13 protein-coding genes and 6 pseudogenes are annotated in these 15703 nt (G+C 55.2%); 10 read left to right on the forward strand and 9 right to left on the reverse strand.

Translation table 11 applies throughout. From position 1 onward, the window contains the following. Positions 1 to 6: 6 nt before the first annotated feature. The 5 genes and pseudogenes from tnpC (PspR76_RS20065) to PspR76_RS20085 form a co-directional block, all read left to right on the forward strand. Positions 7 to 1512 (forward strand): IS66 family transposase, encoded by a 1506-nt coding sequence (gene tnpC / locus PspR76_RS20065; RefSeq protein WP_078824258.1) that lies wholly within the window; start codon positions 7 to 9, stop codon positions 1510 to 1512. Between the two features lie 3 nt (positions 1513 to 1515). After that, entirely contained in the window at positions 1516 to 2094 is a 579-nt protein-coding gene (locus PspR76_RS20070; RefSeq protein ID WP_078824257.1) for a plasmid pRiA4b ORF-3 family protein, read from the forward strand. Between the two features lie 120 nt (positions 2095 to 2214). Further along, positions 2215 to 3528, forward strand: coding sequence for a sensor histidine kinase (locus tag PspR76_RS20075; RefSeq protein ID WP_122768548.1), 1314 nt, complete (start codon positions 2215 to 2217; stop codon positions 3526 to 3528). A 213-nt stretch (positions 3529 to 3741) separates the two neighbouring features. Next, positions 3742 to 4470 carry a helix-turn-helix domain-containing protein gene (locus PspR76_RS20080; protein ID WP_003191427.1) on the forward strand — a complete coding sequence of 243 codons (729 nt, stop codon included), beginning with the start codon at positions 3742 to 3744 and terminating at the stop codon, positions 4468 to 4470. Between the two features lie 79 nt (positions 4471 to 4549). Further along, positions 4550 to 4993 (forward strand): annotated as a pseudogene (locus PspR76_RS20085) (EamA family transporter); the annotation flags it as partial. Positions 4994 to 5023: 30 nt separating this feature from the next. Here the strand turns inward: PspR76_RS20085 and PspR76_RS20090 are convergent. The 4 genes from PspR76_RS20090 to tnpA are packed head-to-tail and all read right to left on the reverse strand — an operon-like array spanning position 5024 to position 7867. Next, positions 5024 to 5602, reverse strand: a complete 579-nt coding sequence (locus PspR76_RS20090; protein WP_078824257.1) for a plasmid pRiA4b ORF-3 family protein — start codon at positions 5600 to 5602, stop codon at positions 5024 to 5026. 3 nt (positions 5603 to 5605) lie between these two features. Further along, positions 5606 to 7111 (reverse strand): IS66 family transposase, encoded by a 1506-nt coding sequence (tnpC, locus tag PspR76_RS20095; protein ID WP_078824258.1) that lies wholly within the window; start codon positions 7109 to 7111, stop codon positions 5606 to 5608. A gap of 37 nt (positions 7112 to 7148) precedes the next feature. Beyond that, a complete protein-coding gene (gene tnpB, locus PspR76_RS20100; protein ID WP_078824259.1) occupies positions 7149 to 7493 on the reverse strand; it encodes an IS66 family insertion sequence element accessory protein TnpB in 345 nt (114 codons plus the stop codon). Then, complete coding sequence (tnpA, locus tag PspR76_RS20105; protein ID WP_159953426.1) at positions 7490 to 7867, reverse strand: IS66-like element accessory protein TnpA; 378 nt, start codon at positions 7865 to 7867, stop codon at positions 7490 to 7492. The genes tnpB and tnpA overlap by 4 nt, the downstream gene beginning before the upstream one ends. An 83-nt stretch (positions 7868 to 7950) precedes the next feature. On the opposite strand from tnpA, the pseudogene PspR76_RS31330 reads away from it, so the two are divergent. Beyond that, a pseudogene (locus PspR76_RS31330) lies at positions 7951 to 8457 on the forward strand (EamA family transporter); the annotation flags it as partial. Between the two features lie 62 nt (positions 8458 to 8519). Here the strand turns inward: PspR76_RS31330 and PspR76_RS20115 are convergent. Beyond that, positions 8520 to 8987, reverse strand: a pseudogene (locus tag PspR76_RS20115) (IS66 family transposase); the annotation flags it as partial. A 156-nt stretch (positions 8988 to 9143) separates the two neighbouring features. Next, positions 9144 to 10082, reverse strand: a complete 939-nt coding sequence (locus PspR76_RS20120; RefSeq protein WP_159958100.1) for a LysR family transcriptional regulator — start codon at positions 10080 to 10082, stop codon at positions 9144 to 9146. 121 nt (positions 10083 to 10203) lie between these two features. On the opposite strand from PspR76_RS20120, the gene PspR76_RS20125 reads away from it, so the two are divergent. Together PspR76_RS20125 and PspR76_RS20130 are read left to right on the forward strand one after the other, a co-directional pair. Then, positions 10204 to 11130, forward strand: coding sequence for an alpha/beta hydrolase (locus tag PspR76_RS20125; protein WP_162530295.1), 927 nt, complete (start codon positions 10204 to 10206; stop codon positions 11128 to 11130). 25 nt (positions 11131 to 11155) lie between these two features. Continuing rightward, positions 11156 to 11446 (forward strand): annotated as a pseudogene (locus PspR76_RS20130) (transketolase C-terminal domain-containing protein); the annotation flags it as partial. 279 nt (positions 11447 to 11725) lie between these two features. Here PspR76_RS20130 and PspR76_RS20135 read toward each other — a convergent pair. Next, the gene (locus PspR76_RS20135) at positions 11726 to 12088 is read right to left on the reverse strand and encodes a histone-like nucleoid-structuring protein, MvaT/MvaU family (RefSeq protein ID WP_056859809.1); all 363 of its coding nucleotides are present in this window, start codon (positions 12086 to 12088) and stop codon (positions 11726 to 11728) included. Positions 12089 to 12277: 189 nt separating this feature from the next. Continuing rightward, a pseudogene (locus PspR76_RS20140) lies at positions 12278 to 12701 on the reverse strand (methyl-accepting chemotaxis protein); the annotation flags it as partial. Between the two features lie 4 nt (positions 12702 to 12705). Between PspR76_RS20140 and PspR76_RS31135 the strand changes: the two are divergent. Next, positions 12706 to 12852, forward strand: a pseudogene (locus PspR76_RS31135) (potassium transporter TrkH); the annotation flags it as partial. A gap of 135 nt (positions 12853 to 12987) precedes the next feature. After that, positions 12988 to 14310, forward strand: coding sequence for a chloride channel protein (locus PspR76_RS20150; RefSeq protein WP_159958102.1), 1323 nt, complete (start codon positions 12988 to 12990; stop codon positions 14308 to 14310). 2 nt (positions 14311 to 14312) lie between these two features. Here PspR76_RS20150 and PspR76_RS20155 read toward each other — a convergent pair whose 3' ends face one another. Further along, positions 14313 to 15590, reverse strand: coding sequence for a DUF2254 domain-containing protein (locus PspR76_RS20155; protein ID WP_159958104.1), 1278 nt, complete (start codon positions 15588 to 15590; stop codon positions 14313 to 14315). Between the last annotated feature and the right edge of the window lie 113 nt (positions 15591 to 15703).

The following is a 15703-nucleotide window of genomic DNA, read 5'->3' on the forward strand; positions in this document are numbered from 1 at the left end:
GCGGTCATGACTCTCGTGACCGACTCCCTGCCGAACGATCTTCAAGCCTTGAAGACTCTGGTCTCTGCCCAGCGGGCAGAGATTGAGCGCTTGAGAATGATGATCGCCAAGCTGCGTCGTACGCAGTTCGGTCGCAGCTCCGAGCAACTGGACGCGATGATCGATCAACTTCAGTTGAGCCTTGAAGAGCTGCAAGTCAGCCAAGCCGAAATGACACCGCCAGTCGAACCGGCACCTCGCGCAGTTTTGCGCCGCAAACCATTGCCCGAACACCTGCCTCGCGAAACTCACGTGCATCAGCCTGAGTCGCAATGCACGGGCTGCGGTGGGAAGCTTCGCTATTTGGGTGAGGATGTTTCCGAAGTGCTGGAGTACGTTCCGGCACGTTTCAAAGTCATTCGCCATGTCCGTCCGAAGATGGTTTGCAGTTGCTGCGAGCACATCGCCCAGGTGCCGGCGCCGAGTCGTCCAATAGCCAGAGGCCTTGCAGGCCCGGGGTTGTTGGCCCATGTGCTGGTCTCCAAGTTTGTCGATCATCTGCCGCTGTACCGGCAGTCCGAGATCTACGCCCGTGAGGGCGTGGAGCTGGAGCGCTCAACCCTGGCCGACTGGGTGGGCCAGAGCAGCCAATTGCTCAGGCCACTGGTCAACGCGCTTGAGCACCACGTCATGAGCGGTCACAAAGTCCATGCCGACGACACGCCGATTGGCGTGCTCGCGCCGGGCAACGGCAAGATCAAAACGGCTCGCCTGTGGACATACGTGCGCGACGACCGACCTGCGGGTGACTCGACACCGGCGGCGGTCTGGTTTGCCTATTCGCCGGATCGCAAGGGGCAACATCCGCGCGCTCATCTCAAGAGTTTCAGCGGGATCTTGCAGGCTGACGGCTACGCCGGTTTTGCTCAACTGTATGCGACAGGCACTATTGAGGAAGCCGCCTGCTGGGCTCATGCCCGACGCAAGTTTTACGATGTCTACAAAGACCAGGCTTCACCCCTTGCCGCCGAGGCGCTGCAACGGATTGCGGCCCTGTATGCCATCGAGAGCGAAATTCGAGGGCAACCGCCCGACCAACGCAAAGCGATTCGGCAAAGCCGGGCCAGTCCGCTGCTGGTACACCTGCACGCATGGCTTAATCAGACGCTGACTCAACTGTCGAAAAAGTCGGCATTGGGCGGTGCAATCCTCTATGCCCTCAACCGGTGGCAGGCCTTAATGCGCTACTGCGATGACGGCCGAATCGAAATCGACAACAACGCTGCCGAACGGGCGCTACGCGCCGTCGCGCTGGGCCGCAAAAACTACCTGTTTGCCGGTTCCGATGCCGGCGGAGAACGAGCCGCAGCGATTTACAGCCTGGTGGGTACTGCCAAGCTAAACGGGTTAAACCCACAGGGCTATCTGACCTACGTGCTTGAACACATTGCCGAACACCCGATCAATCGGGTGAGCGAGTTGCTGCCCTGGAACATATCCTTGAACCACACTGAACACTGTGAGGCCGCCTGATTCATGGTTAAAACTGTCCGTTTACCCAAACCCGCCCCCGACCTGTTGCTGCTGCACATCGAGCTGAAGTGGATCACTCCGAAGATTTGGCGTCGGTTCGCGGTGCCTGAAAACATCACCTTGGGAAAATTGCACCATGTCATCCAGATCGTGATGGGCTGGAGTGATAGCCATCTGCATGAGTTTGAAATTGCCGGTGAGAATTACGGCATGCCCGACCCTGATGGCTGGGGGCCGACGGTAAACCCGGAAGCCCGTAAAACGCTGATCAAGGCGCTGAACGGAAGGCGGACATTTAATTATCTCTACGACTTTGGTGACAGTTGGCATCACAGTATCAAGGTCGAAAAAACGCTACCCGCTATTGCCTGTCCTCAGGTGCCGTACTGCATCGACGGCGCCAATGCTTGCCCACCGGAAGACGTGGGTGGCGGGCCTGGTTACGAGGAGTTTCTGGAGGCGATGGCCAACCCCAATCATCCAGAGCATGACGCCATGGTTGAATGGCATGGCGATGTTTTTGATCCAGCGGCATTTGAGTGCGAGCGCGTGAACCAGTGGTTTAAACGGATTAAGGTTTGAGTTGCAAGGCGGTGTAGCTCGGACGCTTACCATCGCTGTTCGGATGGAGAAACAATTTCTTGCTGTCCAAGCTATCAAAACAGCATGATCGCCCTACTGCCCTCAGCGATGCATAATCAGATGCCCCACATTCCTGCCCCCTTTCCTCCGAACGAGGATGAAAGAGCCCTGTCGCTAGAGCATCTCGGGGTGCTGGACTCAGCTCCGGAGAAAGAATTCGACGATATCGTCGTGCTCGCGAGCACCTTGTGTGAAGTACCGGTCGCGCTGGTTTCTCTGATGGATAGAGAACGTCAGTGGTTCAAGGCGTGCGTCGGGCTGGACGTGAGGGAGACGCATCGGGATCTGGCGTTTTGCGCGCACGCGATCCTGGCTCCCGCCGATGTGTTGACTGTCGAAGATGCCAGACTCGACCCGCGCTTTGAACACAGCGCGCTGGTGCTAGGCCCGCCCTACATTCGCTTTTACGCGGGAGCTCCTATCATTGACGATACGGGGCACGCTCTGGGTACGGTGTGCGTGATTGATACCAAGCCGCGAACCCTGACAGCACCACAGCGCACGGCATTGTTGGCATTGGCGAGACAGACCGCTTCGTTGTTGCAATTGCGCCTGCTCAGACATCAAATAGAGCGTCGAGCAGAAATGCTTGAACAAGAACTGGCTCAGGCGAATGCACTTAATCAAGTGGCCGAAGAGTCACTGCGTCACGCCAAGCGTATCTCCTCCTTGGGAATGGTCACGGCCAGTATTGCGCACGACTTCAACAATATTCTTCAAGCGCTAAGCGCAAGTTTGCAGATGATCCGCTTGCGCGCCAGACGACCAAAAGCCGTCGAGCAATTTAGTGATACCGGATTGCAGGCGGTCGAACAGGGACGGCAGTTGGTCAATCATCTGCTTTCTTGTGTTCGACTCGACAGCCCAAATTTGGTGTGCGTTGACGTTAATGCTCGACTTGATGCAATGCGCGATGTGTTGTTTCACACCGCGACCGAAAGTGTTGAGCTGACTTTCGACCTGTCAGCCCCCGACACCGCAGTGATGTGTGAAGAAGCCCAGTTGAATGCAGCTGTCTTGAACCTTCTCACAAATGCCAGGGATGCGCTCGGGTCAGCAGGAAGTATCTGCATTTCAACGCGACTGATGCGGGTTGATGATGACGTAACACTGGCTGGAGGCAATTACGTCGTGCTCAGCGTCACTGATACCGGGCCAGGTATACCAGATGACCTGGCGGCTAAAATTTTTGATCCTTTTTTCACCACAAAGCAAAGAGGAAAAGGTACGGGCTTGGGCTTATCGCAAGTCCGTAAGTTCGCAGAGAACGCTGGGGGCACCGTCATGGTTGATAATGCACCCGAGAAGGGAACAGTCGTATCTTTGTACTTGAAATCATTGGGTCGAATCGACTCTGCGATTAATCCCACATAATCATCGTGGCTTAAGTAACCTTCTTGACATGATTTGCCTGTATGCCGGCCTGATACGCTGTTGTTCCGTAAGTGTATGGCCAATACAGGTTGTGCGATCAACGGTCTGATCCGTAGATGTTAGAATCAGTGGCAAGTCTGACCTAACGCGGGCGCGCATTGGGCGTTTTGGGACGTCAACCTTGGATAACCAGACGGGCCGGAAGGTGCAGTAATGTTTCTTAGTCTTGAAGTTCGCAGCTATGAGAGGGAAGACCGTCACCACCACCACGAGCATGCTCAATTGGTACTGCCGATTCGTGGCGAAATGGAAATTGACGTAAACGGTCGCGGCGGCTGCATTGATCAGTCATTGGCAGCGCTTGTGACACCTGGCTCGATCCATTCGCAGCAGACTAACCTCGATAGCCGTTTTTTAGTTTTGGACTGTGCGCCGACGATTATGGAAACGCTCCAGATCGAGCGTCTTGCTCAGAAAATATATGTGCCCATTTCCCCCGCTACTCGTCGACTTATAGAGTTCGCTGAGCTAATCGGCAATGCACAATTGTCCATCGCGGCCTCCCAATTGGGGCCTCTGCTTTTATCGTCTCTAAATCCGGATATCTCCCGCTTTCCAGACCCCATGAAGCAGTTGATCGCTCGTATTCAGGCGGATCCTGGAGCGAACTGGAGCAATGAACGCATGGCTCAAGTAGCAAAAATGAGCATGAGTCAGATGCACCAACGTTTCCGGCTAATGTTCGAGATGAGTCCGCAAGTTTGGTTGACTGATTTACGCCTGCAAGAAGCTCAACGATGGTTGCGTGGAACCTCATTGACCATATCCGAGATTGCCTTGCGTGCCGGCTTTAGCGACCAGGCATCGCTGACCCGTGCCATGCAGCGCGTGAGGGCCACGACCCCGGCGGTTTATCGTAAAACGCAAAAACAGTCTGGGTAAAAAATCCCGTAGTTACCGACAATACTCCCCGAATCAGTTGCTCCAGACTTTACCCATAACGCTTTGGAGCGCGGATGAAATGCTTGCTGATCGATTACTGCTAAAGGGCATTGTCTACGGAGTTTGCGCGGGCCTGTGTTGGGGAGTGATCTTCCTCGGCCCCCAGCTCACGCCGGGGCTGAGCGGCCTGCAATTCGCCGTTCTGAGATTTCTCTGCTACGGCGCGATTTCGGTGGCCTTGCTTATGCCCCGCTGGAGGCGCGTTTGCGCCAATCTCACTATCGCCGACTGGAAGTCACTCTTCTGGCTTAGCCTGATTGGGAACCTCATTTACTACACGCTAGTGGGCACCGGTGTGCAGTTGGTTGGCATTGCCACAACGTCTCTGATCGTCGGACTCATTCCCGTGTTCGTCACGCTGGCAGGTCGTCATGACGTCAACGCAATTTCTTTGCGCAAGCTAACTCCCTCGCTGTTCTGCGCTGTGGGCGGGGTCGTACTCATCAGCTGGCACGCACTGATCGTAAGCGTCCGAGCTACACCGCCTTGCAACTCAAACCTTAATCCGTTTAAACCACTGGTTCACGCGCTCGCACTCAAATGCCGCTGGATCAAAAACATCGCCATGCCATTCAACCATGGCGTCATGCTCTGGATGATTGGGGTTGGCCATCGCCTCCAGAAACTCCTCGTAACCAGGCCCGCCACCCACGTCTTCCGGTGGGCAAGCATTGGCGCCGTCGATGCAGTACGGCACCTGAGGACAGGCAATAGCGGGTAGCGTTTTTTCGACCTTGATACTGTGATGCCAACTGTCACCAAAGTCGTAGAGATAATTAAATGTCCGCCTTCCGTTCAGCGCCTTGATCAGCGTTTTACGGGCTTCCGGGTTTACCGTCGGCCCCCAGCCATCAGGGTCGGGCATGCCGTAATTCTCACCGGCAATTTCAAACTCATGCAGATGGCTATCACTCCAGCCCATCACGATCTGGATGACATGGTGCAATTTTCCCAAGGTGATGTTTTCAGGCACCGCGAACCGACGCCAAATCTTCGGAGTGATCCACTTCAGCTCGATGTGCAGCAGCAACAGGTCGGGGGCGGGTTTGGGTAAACGGACAGTTTTAACCATGAATCAGGCGGCCTCACAGTGTTCAGTGTGGTTCAAGGATATGTTCCAGGGCAGCAACTCGCTCACCCGATTGATCGGGTGTTCGGCAATGTGTTCAAGCACGTAGGTCAGATAGCCCTGTGGGTTTAACCCGTTTAGCTTGGCAGTACCCACCAGGCTGTAAATCGCTGCGGCTCGTTCTCCGCCGGCATCGGAACCGGCAAACAGGTAGTTTTTGCGGCCCAGCGCGACGGCGCGTAGCGCCCGTTCGGCAGCGTTGTTGTCGATTTCGATTCGGCCGTCATCGCAGTAGCGCATTAAGGCCTGCCACCGGTTGAGGGCATAGAGGATTGCACCGCCCAATGCCGACTTTTTCGACAGTTGAGTCAGCGTCTGATTAAGCCATGCGTGCAGGTGTACCAGCAGCGGACTGGCCCGGCTTTGCCGAATCGCTTTGCGTTGGTCGGGCGGTTGCCCTCGAATTTCGCTCTCGATGGCATACAGGGCCGCAATCCGTTGCAGCGCCTCGGCGGCAAGGGGTGAAGCCTGGTCTTTGTAGACATCGTAAAACTTGCGTCGGGCATGAGCCCAGCAGGCGGCTTCCTCAATAGTGCCTGTCGCATACAGTTGAGCAAAACCGGCGTAGCCGTCAGCCTGCAAGATCCCGCTGAAACTCTTGAGATGAGCGCGCGGATGTTGCCCCTTGCGATCCGGCGAATAGGCAAACCAGACCGCCGCCGGTGTCGAGTCACCCGCAGGTCGGTCGTCGCGCACGTATGTCCACAGGCGAGCCGTTTTGATCTTGCCGTTGCCCGGCGCGAGCACGCCAATCGGCGTGTCGTCGGCATGGACTTTGTGACCGCTCATGACGTGGTGCTCAAGCGCGTTGACCAGTGGCCTGAGCAATTGGCTGCTCTGGCCCACCCAGTCGGCCAGGGTTGAGCGCTCCAGCTCCACGCCCTCACGGGCGTAGATCTCGGACTGCCGGTACAGCGGCAGATGATCGACAAACTTGGAGACCAGCACATGGGCCAACAACCCCGGGCCTGCAAGGCCTCTGGCTATTGGACGACTCGGCGCCGGCACCTGGGCGATGTGCTCGCAGCAACTGCAAACCATCTTCGGACGGACATGGCGAATGACTTTGAAACGTGCCGGAACGTACTCCAGCACTTCGGAAACATCCTCACCCAAATAGCGAAGCTTCCCACCGCAGCCCGTGCATTGCGACTCAGGCTGATGCACGTGAGTTTCGCGAGGCAGGTGTTCGGGCAATGGTTTGCGGCGCAAAACTGCGCGAGGTGCCGGTTCGACTGGCGGTGTCATTTCGGCTTGGCTGACTTGCAGCTCTTCAAGGCTCAACTGAAGTTGATCGATCATCGCGTCCAGTTGCTCGGAGCTGCGACCGAACTGCGTACGACGCAGCTTGGCGATCATCATTCTCAAGCGCTCAATCTCTGCCCGCTGGGCAGAGACCAGAGTCTTCAAGGCTTGAAGATCGTTCGGCAGGGAGTCGGTCACGAGAGTCATGACCGCATGTTACTGGGGATTTTTTCAGCGCGGCAAGTCAGACCGCGAGGACGGGTGCTGTACGAATTGGCCTGCGCCAATCAATACCTTCCAACAGCATCGATAACTGCGCAGCCGTCAGCGACACGCTGCCGCTGGTTGCTTGCGGCCAGACGAAGCGCCCTTGTTCCAACCGTTTGCAAAACAGACACAAGCCGTCGCCATCCCACCACAACAGCTTGATCCGGTCACCGCGCCGTCCGCGAAAGGCAAAGATCTGACCGGAAAACGGGTCGGCTTCCAACTGTGTCTGCACCTGTGCCGCTAAACCATCGAAGCCACGGCGCATATCCGTGACGCCGGCGGCGATCCAGATACGGGTTCCAGCGGGCGGAGCAATCATCGCAGCAACTGCTGCAAGACGAATTGCAGCGTCTGCGGATCGGGTGCGCCCGTGATACGCAGCCTGGCTTTTCCAACCTCAACTGCGATCTCGGAATGACACTCCGCCTGTGGCTGGACGACGTGTGGCAGATCGATTGGCGCCTCAATCACCCGGACGGGCAAAAGCGTTGCGCTCTGGCTGACGGTGCCGAATAACCCCTCCTGATATTGATGCCGCCAGCGAAACACTAGGTTGGCATTGACGTCATGTTCACGAGCGATCAACGACACGGAGGCGCCAGGCTGGAGGGTCGCCTCGACGACTTGGCGTTTGAACGCCAGCGAGAAGTTGGGGCGGCGGCCGGTTCGACGAGCGGGGGCAACGTTATCCAAGATAGTGTCCACTAAAAAATGGTGTCCACTATTTTGGCTAATTTGGAGGGCTGTCAGGAGAGGGTGCTGGCCGGACGGTTACACTGATCAACGGCGACAAGCCAGATATACTGACAAACGTGGCCGGAATTCTATGCGCAGCGGGCGCGTTAGTGACATGGAGTTGGTTCGCAGTGAGCAACGCTCGGCGGCTGGCTCAGGTAACCAGCGTTTCCGCCCATGACTGGGCACTGCTGACAGGGGTCATGACTGGCGCTCAGTCACTGCTTTTGGCGGTACCTGTCCTGGGCTGGCAGGTCGGAACGCATGACAACTCCGAATGGCTACACTTTGTCATGGTAGCCGGTGGCGTAGCGTTTTTATCTTCGGTTGTGGGTAATGCGTGCTGGAATCAGGCGAGCCGACTTCTACCACTGGCACTAAGCGGACAAGTGCTCGTGATTGAGACGTTAGCGGCGCTGGTTTTTGGATTTCTATGGGAGCATCGGCTGCCCGACTTACATGAAATTGCGGCGATTGCACTTCTGGTCACCGGTGTCTTGTGGTGTCTGAATTGTCATCGTACTCCCCGTCACTCTCCGGCTGTTTAACTCGTACAGAGATGCTATAGCGACAGGAATACTGACTACCCCTACCAGTTGTGATTAATTGGTCACCCACTATGCGGTAGCAACTGATCGATCTCACTCGCCCGGTGCGTCGGTAGGCGCGTGAGAACATCCTTCAGATACGCATATGGATCATAACCATTCAGCCGCGCAGACGGGATCAAGGTCATGATTGCCGCCGCCCGTTTGCCGCTGCGCAGTGATCCAGCGAAGAGCCAGTTTTCGCGCCCAAGAGCCCATGGCCTGATTTGGTTTTCGGCCCAATGGTTGTCAATGGGTACTGCCCCGTCATCGATGTAGCGTGATAGCGCTGCCCAGCGTTTCAGGCTGTAATCGAGTGCTCTGCTGATGGCTGAGCCTTCGGGCACCAGATCGCGCTGGGCGCTCATCCAGGCATGGAGAATGTTCATCACCCGTACAGCTTTTTCTTGTCGTATTCGACGCCTTAAATCCGGCTCCAGATCGCGGACTTCGCCTTCGATTTCGTACAGAAACTGGATATAACGCAGGGCTTACTCGGAAGATGGATAGGTCGCAGAGCACACCCGCGAGTATTACCCAGGCGTGACCGTACCACTTGGCGTCCACAAACTCTCCCTCGTAGGTTGCCCCTGGAATGTTCCCCCTGCATTCGAAAGCATACTGGCCGTTAGTCAGCAGATCACGGGTCATGCAGAGTGAATGCCTTCCGCAGAATGCTGCTCCCATGGTGGGCATGGTGACCAAGCCTCCACGAGCTTATCGATGAAGAGTCGAATTTTTGGAGAGAGGTGCCGCTTGCTAGGGTAGATCACCCGAACAGGCTCTGCGGCCTCTGCATACCCAGCGAGCAATTGAACAAGCTTGCCGCTCCTCAAATCGTCGTTCACCACGTAGGAAGGAAGAGTCGCGATGCCCAGGCAAGCTACAGCTGACTGGTGTAATGACTCAGCACTGTCCATCTGTAGCCTTCCACCATGAGTAACGGACACAGAGCTACCATTCAAGCGAAAATTCCAAGGAAGCAATCTCCCACCACTCACGAAATGCAGGCACTGGTGCTCGGATAAATCCTCCGGCGTTTTAGGCTCGGCGTGCTCAGCCAAATATTTGGGGGAAGCGCAGGTAATCATTTGTTGGTAGGCCACAGTGCGCGTTAACAACCGAGAATCTTCCTTCGGTGGCCCGATGCGCATGGCCAAATCAAATCCCTCATCGATCAGATCGACCAGCCTGTCAGAAAAGGTGATATCCACGCTCAGGGAGGGCCAATCCTTAAGGCAGCACTCAATGTGCTGAAGGACATGAAGTCTGCCCAGCGCAACCGGCAGACTCATCCGCAGTCGCCCACTGGGTGTCGAACGACGAAACGCAAGGGCATCCTCCACGTCGTCCAGATCCTGAAGAACGCCCACACAGCGCTCATACAGAACCTGGCCGTCATCCGTCATGCTTAAACTTCGCGTAGTGCGATTCAGTAAACGTACCTGTAAACGAGCCTCAAGCCTGACTATCGACTTCCCCACTGCAGAGCGCGTAAGGCCAAGCTGTTTTGCCGCCGCAGTGAAGCTTCCAGCGTTTACCGAGCCCACAAACGCGGCAATGTCATTCAGGTTATGGAGTTCCATACGGCCTCGGTGGTCTCAACGTTCGGGCGGCTTAGCACCTGTTATGGGGAACCCTATTCCCCAATACTAAGCATAGTATCTCAATTAGCTAATCCACTCCCAACGATCAATTGAGGTCATTATGAACACTAAAGTCCAAGCAGCCGTCCAAACTTGGGCCAATAGCCTTAGCGATCTGGTACCCGTTCTTAAGGGAATCGATACCACCACAAAAATGAGCGACATCCGCGACTCTTACGCAAAAATGCTCGCGCAAAATCCAGCGCCAGCTGGCGTTAAATTCGAAGCAGTCGACATGGGTGGCGTACCCGGCACACTGGTTACTCCGGACGAGATCAAAACCGACGCGGTCGTGATGTACATTCACGGCGGCGCCTACATTGTAGGACGTCCAGACGGCTACCACGGTATCGGCGGCAACTACGCGGAAATGCTCGGTGCTCGTGTGTACATGCCGGACTACCGCCTCGCTCCTGAGCACAAGTTTCCAGCATCTATTGACGACACATTGCGCGCTTACGAATGGTTGCTTGAGCAGAAAATCCCGGCTAACAAAATTGCGTTCTCTGGCGAGTCGGCTGGCGGCGCAATGGTTGTCAGCGTCATGGTCGCGGCTAAATCGAAAGGGCTTCCATTGCCTGCGGTTGGCTCCTCCATCTCACCATGGGCGAACCTTGAACACACCGGTGCTTCCATGAGCAACCGCGAAGGCCTGGATCCTCTGAACTCCAAGCCTGTCTTGGACATCCTCGCCAGAGCATTCCTAGGCGACACATTGGCCAATCATCCTCTGGCCTCTCCTGTGTTCGCGGATGTCACCGGGCTTCCGCCAATTCTGGTGCAGATCGGCGAGAACGAGCTGATGTTGAGTGATGCAATGCGCCTTGCAACTCACCTGGCTGATAACCGCGTTCGCGTGAATCTGGAAGTATCGCCAGCGATGTTCCACGCCTGGCACTTCTACGCCACCATGTTGCCAGAAGGTAAGCAGGCTATGGAGAGTTCCGTTCGCTTCATCGAGGCTGCCTTGGCCGACGCTAACCACTAAAACGCAGAGCAACCGCGATAGCTTTGTGGCTGTCGCAGTGCTACACGTCCCAACCATCAAGCCGCTAGATGAGCAAACCATCTTGGCTGAAGCCCGAAAGTCCGGACGTTTGGTAGTCACAGCCGAAAACAGCTCGATTATCGGTGGACTCGGCGAGGCTGTTGCAGGGTTACTTCTGCGTAACGGCGTAACTCCTACCTTCCGGCAAATCGCTTTACCCGACGCATTCCTGGAGGCGGGCGCACTGCCGACGCTACATGATCGGTATGGCATCTCAACAGCAGCTGTATGTGCGCAAATCAAAGCTTGGCTGTAGGCCTCTGTGCAAGGCGCCTTAGTTTGAGGCGCCTTTTGCAAGGTTACATTGCGTGGCATAGGAAAATGCTCAACTACATAATCCGTTCCTGCAGCCTTTTAATTACCGGCGCGGAAGTCTGGTAGCTGACGATGCTACACGACAGAAAATCACGACGTACAAGGGATACAACAGCATCAGGTATCTTTCGACCAACGAGGAGCGAGAGAGCAAACGCGTTAGTTTTTTTAAGCACCAAAAAAAAGGGCCCTCCCGGGCCCATTTATTCGAGCGCTAAAACTACTTGTTGAGCCAGGACTCAACAGTCGCCGCGCCGTGATCACTTTTCCACTGTTTCAAGCCTCTGTGATTACCACCTTTCGTCTCAATGGTTTCACCGGTGTGTGGGTTCTTATAAACCTTCACCTGGCGGGCCTTGCGTTTGGCTTTAGGCTCGGATACTGGAGCGCGACGACCTGCTTGTGGATCAAGCAGATTGATCACGTCTTTCAGGCTGTAGCCGTATTTTGCGAGCAAATCGCGCAGCTTCGTTTCGAATTCAATTTCTTTCTTAAGACCAGCGTCGCCCTTCAGGGCCTCAAGCGCTTGAAGCTGTTCGGCGAGATGTTTTTCAAGCTGGCGAAATTCTGCGAGTTTGGACATGGGAGTTTCCTGAGCAATTAGTATTGTCACGTTACATCAGAATAGACACTCGAATGAAGGAGAAGACTCAACTCTAAGAATCTATAAGATGCTTGGGTATCCTTCGTATATGATTGAATCAATGCGCTACCGGTAGGCGCGTAAGCAAAGGCTGGAGGGCGCAACAAATTGGGATCGCCCACTATCGCGTTACAGCTTGAAACGCGAAACGAAAGTACGCAGTTCCCCTGCCAGCAGCGACAGTTCCTCCGCAGTCACAGCGTTGTCTTCTATGCCCTCCATCAATGCAAGGCTACCGTTACGAATCTCAGTCACATTGCGATTGATATCCTCCGAGACGGCGTGCTGCTGAACTGCCGCGCTCGCTATCTCGGTGTTCATCGCTACGATTTGCTCAACGCCGTCATTGATTGCATCCAGGCTAGTCGAGGCCTGATCAGCGGATTCGATGCATTCCTGCGCGCGCAGTTTGTCCGCTTTCATTTTGCTCGACGGCGCCGCCTGTCGCCAGTTGCAGCTCTTGGATAATCCGGCGGATCTCTTCAGTGGAGTTTTGTGCGCGCGAGGCCAGAGTTCTGACCTCGTCGGCGACCACCGCGAATCCTCGACCCTGCTAAGGCTTAGGCACAATCATCGGGCCTGCTAATAACTTCTCGTCATTACCTGACGCTGCAAAATGGTTGCTTACCATTGGCATGCTACTGGGAAGGCTGGAGATACTCACCGTCCTGGTACTCGTAAAACCGGTTTTTTGGAGGTATTAGTCCTATCAATGAATAGGTGAATACCCATGGGCGCGAAAAAAGCCTGTCGAGCGACTCCGCCAAAGCTGTTTGGAACGAGCTGCTTATTTGGTTAGTCTTGCGGTCAATACAGCGACTTCAAGAGGAGCTCCTCGGGTGATCAAGCCGATAATGCTGTTACGCCGAGGCTTCGCCTCCATGCGCTGGCGCACCAGGGTAACGCTATGGATTGCAGCAACCATTGCTGGGCTGCTGGTGGTGGCTTTCGCTAGGCTGGCAGACATGGCCTTGGCGCAGTTTGCTCAACAGACCGCTGAGCGAGCGTGGCTTCCGCTTGTTTACACCCCAATGATCGGCATGCTCGTAGTCTGGCTGACAACGCGCTTTTTTGTGGGCGCCCAAGGTAGCGGAATTCCTCAGGTAATCGCAGCAACACGACTTGCGCGTCAAGGTAAGCCCATTAACAGACTGGTTTCATTGCGCATTGCTTTCGCCAAGATAAGCCTTGGAACTCTGGCGCTGACGGGCGGCTTTTCGGCGGGGCGTGAAGGCCCCTCAGTGCAAGTTGCCGCATCCATCATGCAATTCTTTCACCGCTTCCTGCCCAATGCGCGAATCGTGCGCAGCGAGGATCTCATTCTGGCGGGAGGTGCAGCGGGTATTGCGGCAGCATTCAACACGCCCTTGGCAGGGATCGCATTCGCGGTAGAAGAACTTGGACGCAAGCTGGAGACCCGTACCAGCGGGGTTCTTCTCAGCACCATTATCCTCTCTGGGATGGTTGCCATTGCCTTGCAGGGAAACTACAACTATTTCGGTCACTTCGGCATTCAGGACATCAACCTCGACATAGTCGTCCCGGCATTAGTCATAGGAATTGGTTGTGGGCTTTTGGGTGGTTTATTTAGTCGAATGTTGTTATGGCCGCAGCGGCATCCACACTTCATCATCTGGCAGTGGCGGCGTCTGCACCCGGTGTGGTTTGCCGGCATCTGTGGATTGGTCGTCGCTATATTGGGTTGGCTGAGCGGCGGAATGTCGTTCGGTAGTGGCTACGGCATTACCTCTCAGGTCATCGCATCTGATGTAGTCCTGCCATGGCACGCCCCCATCACCCGATTCTTAGCGACCGTAGTGACCTACTTCTCTGGTATTCCAGGAGGTATTTTTGCCCCTTCGCTTGCTGTAGGGGCAGCAGTAGGCGCCAATACCGCAGAGCTATTCCATCTGGCAGCGCAGCCCACTATTGCACTCTGCATGGTTGGTTTTCTGGCTGCCGTCACTCAGTCGCCAATCACCTCCGCAATCATTGTGATGGAGATGATTGATAGCCACAGTATGGTGATCAGTCTCATGGCGGTAGCCCTGATTGCCAAGGCTGTCAGTTCAAGAATGGGCCCTGAGTTGTATCAGCAATTGGCGCGAGGCTTTCTCGAGAGTGCAGAAGCTGCCACTAGGCCAAAGAATCCAACTCAATAAGCCTACCGCGTGATCGTTCTAGCCAGTGAGCTAAGTTGATCCTTCTCATGCTGCAGCGCTAACGTGGACTCTGCACGAGTCATCAGAAGATCCACGTGCCTGTCGCATGCTTCTTTAAAGATCGCTGGGTTTATTTCAGCGAGACTGATGAGGGCTTTCAACAGGCGCACGTTAACTTCCAGCAAAGCTGCACCGTCCCTGCTGATCGGGGCAAAAAAATCATCGAACAGATCATCAACCGTCAATCCTCGGAGAAAGACCTGTTTACACCCTTGGTCTGTTTGCGAGCCAGAGACGTGAGGCTTGCTCCAGCAAGTTAAAGTCCTCACTCCCCGGCCAATGACATCGATGGCTGTCCCTGGGTCGTTCACTGCAGGCGATAAGGCGCGAGAAGCGATTTCCGAGAGCACACAAAGTCCGAAGCGTGGATCATTTTCAAAGGTTCGACGGACGCCGAAGGTCAGGGTCGCTAGAACCTTCTCTCTTGTAGTATCGGTATCACCGCCCCTCGTGTTGCCCAAGCTCACAATGTGGAGCAGTGGCATTCCTTCGTGCACAAATGTCCCCGGAAGCACCTCCAGATAAATCTGTATTTGATCGTCCTGCGCGATGGCTCCAAGTGCGCTCACATCAATATGTTGCACATAGCCTGTTAGCTCACTTTTGACTGTGATTGCGCCAGGAGGTAGCGAAAGATCGGTCGGGTAAGCTGAACCGCCTAAGTAGGGCCACTGAACTCGTTGAGTGATTGCCGTTATCGCAGCCTTCTCGACGCGGTCGATGGTTTCTCCCACCCGTCCAAGTTTTGAAAGGTGGTCGATCCAGCGCAAGAGGGTGTAAACGATCAAGATCACCACAATTATCGTCACTGCGAACAGCAACACCCGACCTTGCGTGCCATAAGCACCCGTGCTCAACGCGATGATCCCCACTAGGCTAAACAGGAATGAGCCTATAAACGTGGCAAGGGCATTTTGGGTCGTCGTGTCTTCCATTACCAAGGTGGTGGCGCGCGGTGTCACTCCGCTGCTCGCGGCCCCATAAGCGGTGACCATTGTGCTCAACGAGAAGGTTGTGACGGCCAGCATGCTGGAGGCAATGATCCCCAGAATTTTGTCTACGGCATCTGCGCCGATGCGCGCTGGCAATGACTCCGGAATGAAGTCTTTGAATACAACAGCGAGCAGTGCCGTAGCCACCCCTAGAAGGGAGAATAGGGAGGCTCTGAACCACAGCCGTTTGGTGAGTTGATTCGTTACCCAACGCCAACGAGCAATCATGTGCAATCCTTCAGTGACTACGTCAGTGGACGTCGCGAGCAGCGCAGAAGTTTTATTCGGAAATTTGAAACTGGTTTTACATCCTGGCTAGAGATGAAGCATCTCACAGGTAT

The organism is Pseudomonas sp. R76, assembly GCF_009834565.1.
Taxonomy (GTDB): domain Bacteria; phylum Pseudomonadota; class Gammaproteobacteria; order Pseudomonadales; family Pseudomonadaceae; genus Aquipseudomonas.

What these genes read in the sequence shown, in the direction of transcription:
- tnpC (WP_078824258.1), top strand. Translation starts at nt 7, where the DNA reads ATGACTCTCGTGACCGACTCCCTGCCGAACGATCTTCAAGCCTTGAAG.
- PspR76_RS20070 (WP_078824257.1), top strand. Translation starts at nt 1,516, where the DNA reads ATGGTTAAAACTGTCCGTTTACCCAAACCCGCCCCCGACCTGTTGCTG.
- PspR76_RS20075 (WP_122768548.1), top strand. Translation starts at nt 2,215, where the DNA reads ATGCCCCACATTCCTGCCCCCTTTCCTCCGAACGAGGATGAAAGAGCC.
- PspR76_RS20080 (WP_003191427.1), top strand. Translation starts at nt 3,742, where the DNA reads ATGTTTCTTAGTCTTGAAGTTCGCAGCTATGAGAGGGAAGACCGTCAC.
- PspR76_RS20090 (WP_078824257.1), bottom strand. Translation starts at nt 5,602, where the DNA reads ATGGTTAAAACTGTCCGTTTACCCAAACCCGCCCCCGACCTGTTGCTG.
- tnpC (WP_078824258.1), bottom strand. Translation starts at nt 7,111, where the DNA reads ATGACTCTCGTGACCGACTCCCTGCCGAACGATCTTCAAGCCTTGAAG.
- tnpB (WP_078824259.1), bottom strand. Translation starts at nt 7,493, where the DNA reads ATGATTGCTCCGCCCGCTGGAACCCGTATCTGGATCGCCGCCGGCGTC.
- PspR76_RS20120 (WP_159958100.1), bottom strand. Translation starts at nt 10,082, where the DNA reads ATGGAACTCCATAACCTGAATGACATTGCCGCGTTTGTGGGCTCGGTA.
- PspR76_RS20125 (WP_162530295.1), top strand. Translation starts at nt 10,204, where the DNA reads ATGAACACTAAAGTCCAAGCAGCCGTCCAAACTTGGGCCAATAGCCTT.
- PspR76_RS20135 (WP_056859809.1), bottom strand. Translation starts at nt 12,088, where the DNA reads ATGTCCAAACTCGCAGAATTTCGCCAGCTTGAAAAACATCTCGCCGAA.
- PspR76_RS20155 (WP_159958104.1), bottom strand. Translation starts at nt 15,590, where the DNA reads ATGATTGCTCGTTGGCGTTGGGTAACGAATCAACTCACCAAACGGCTG.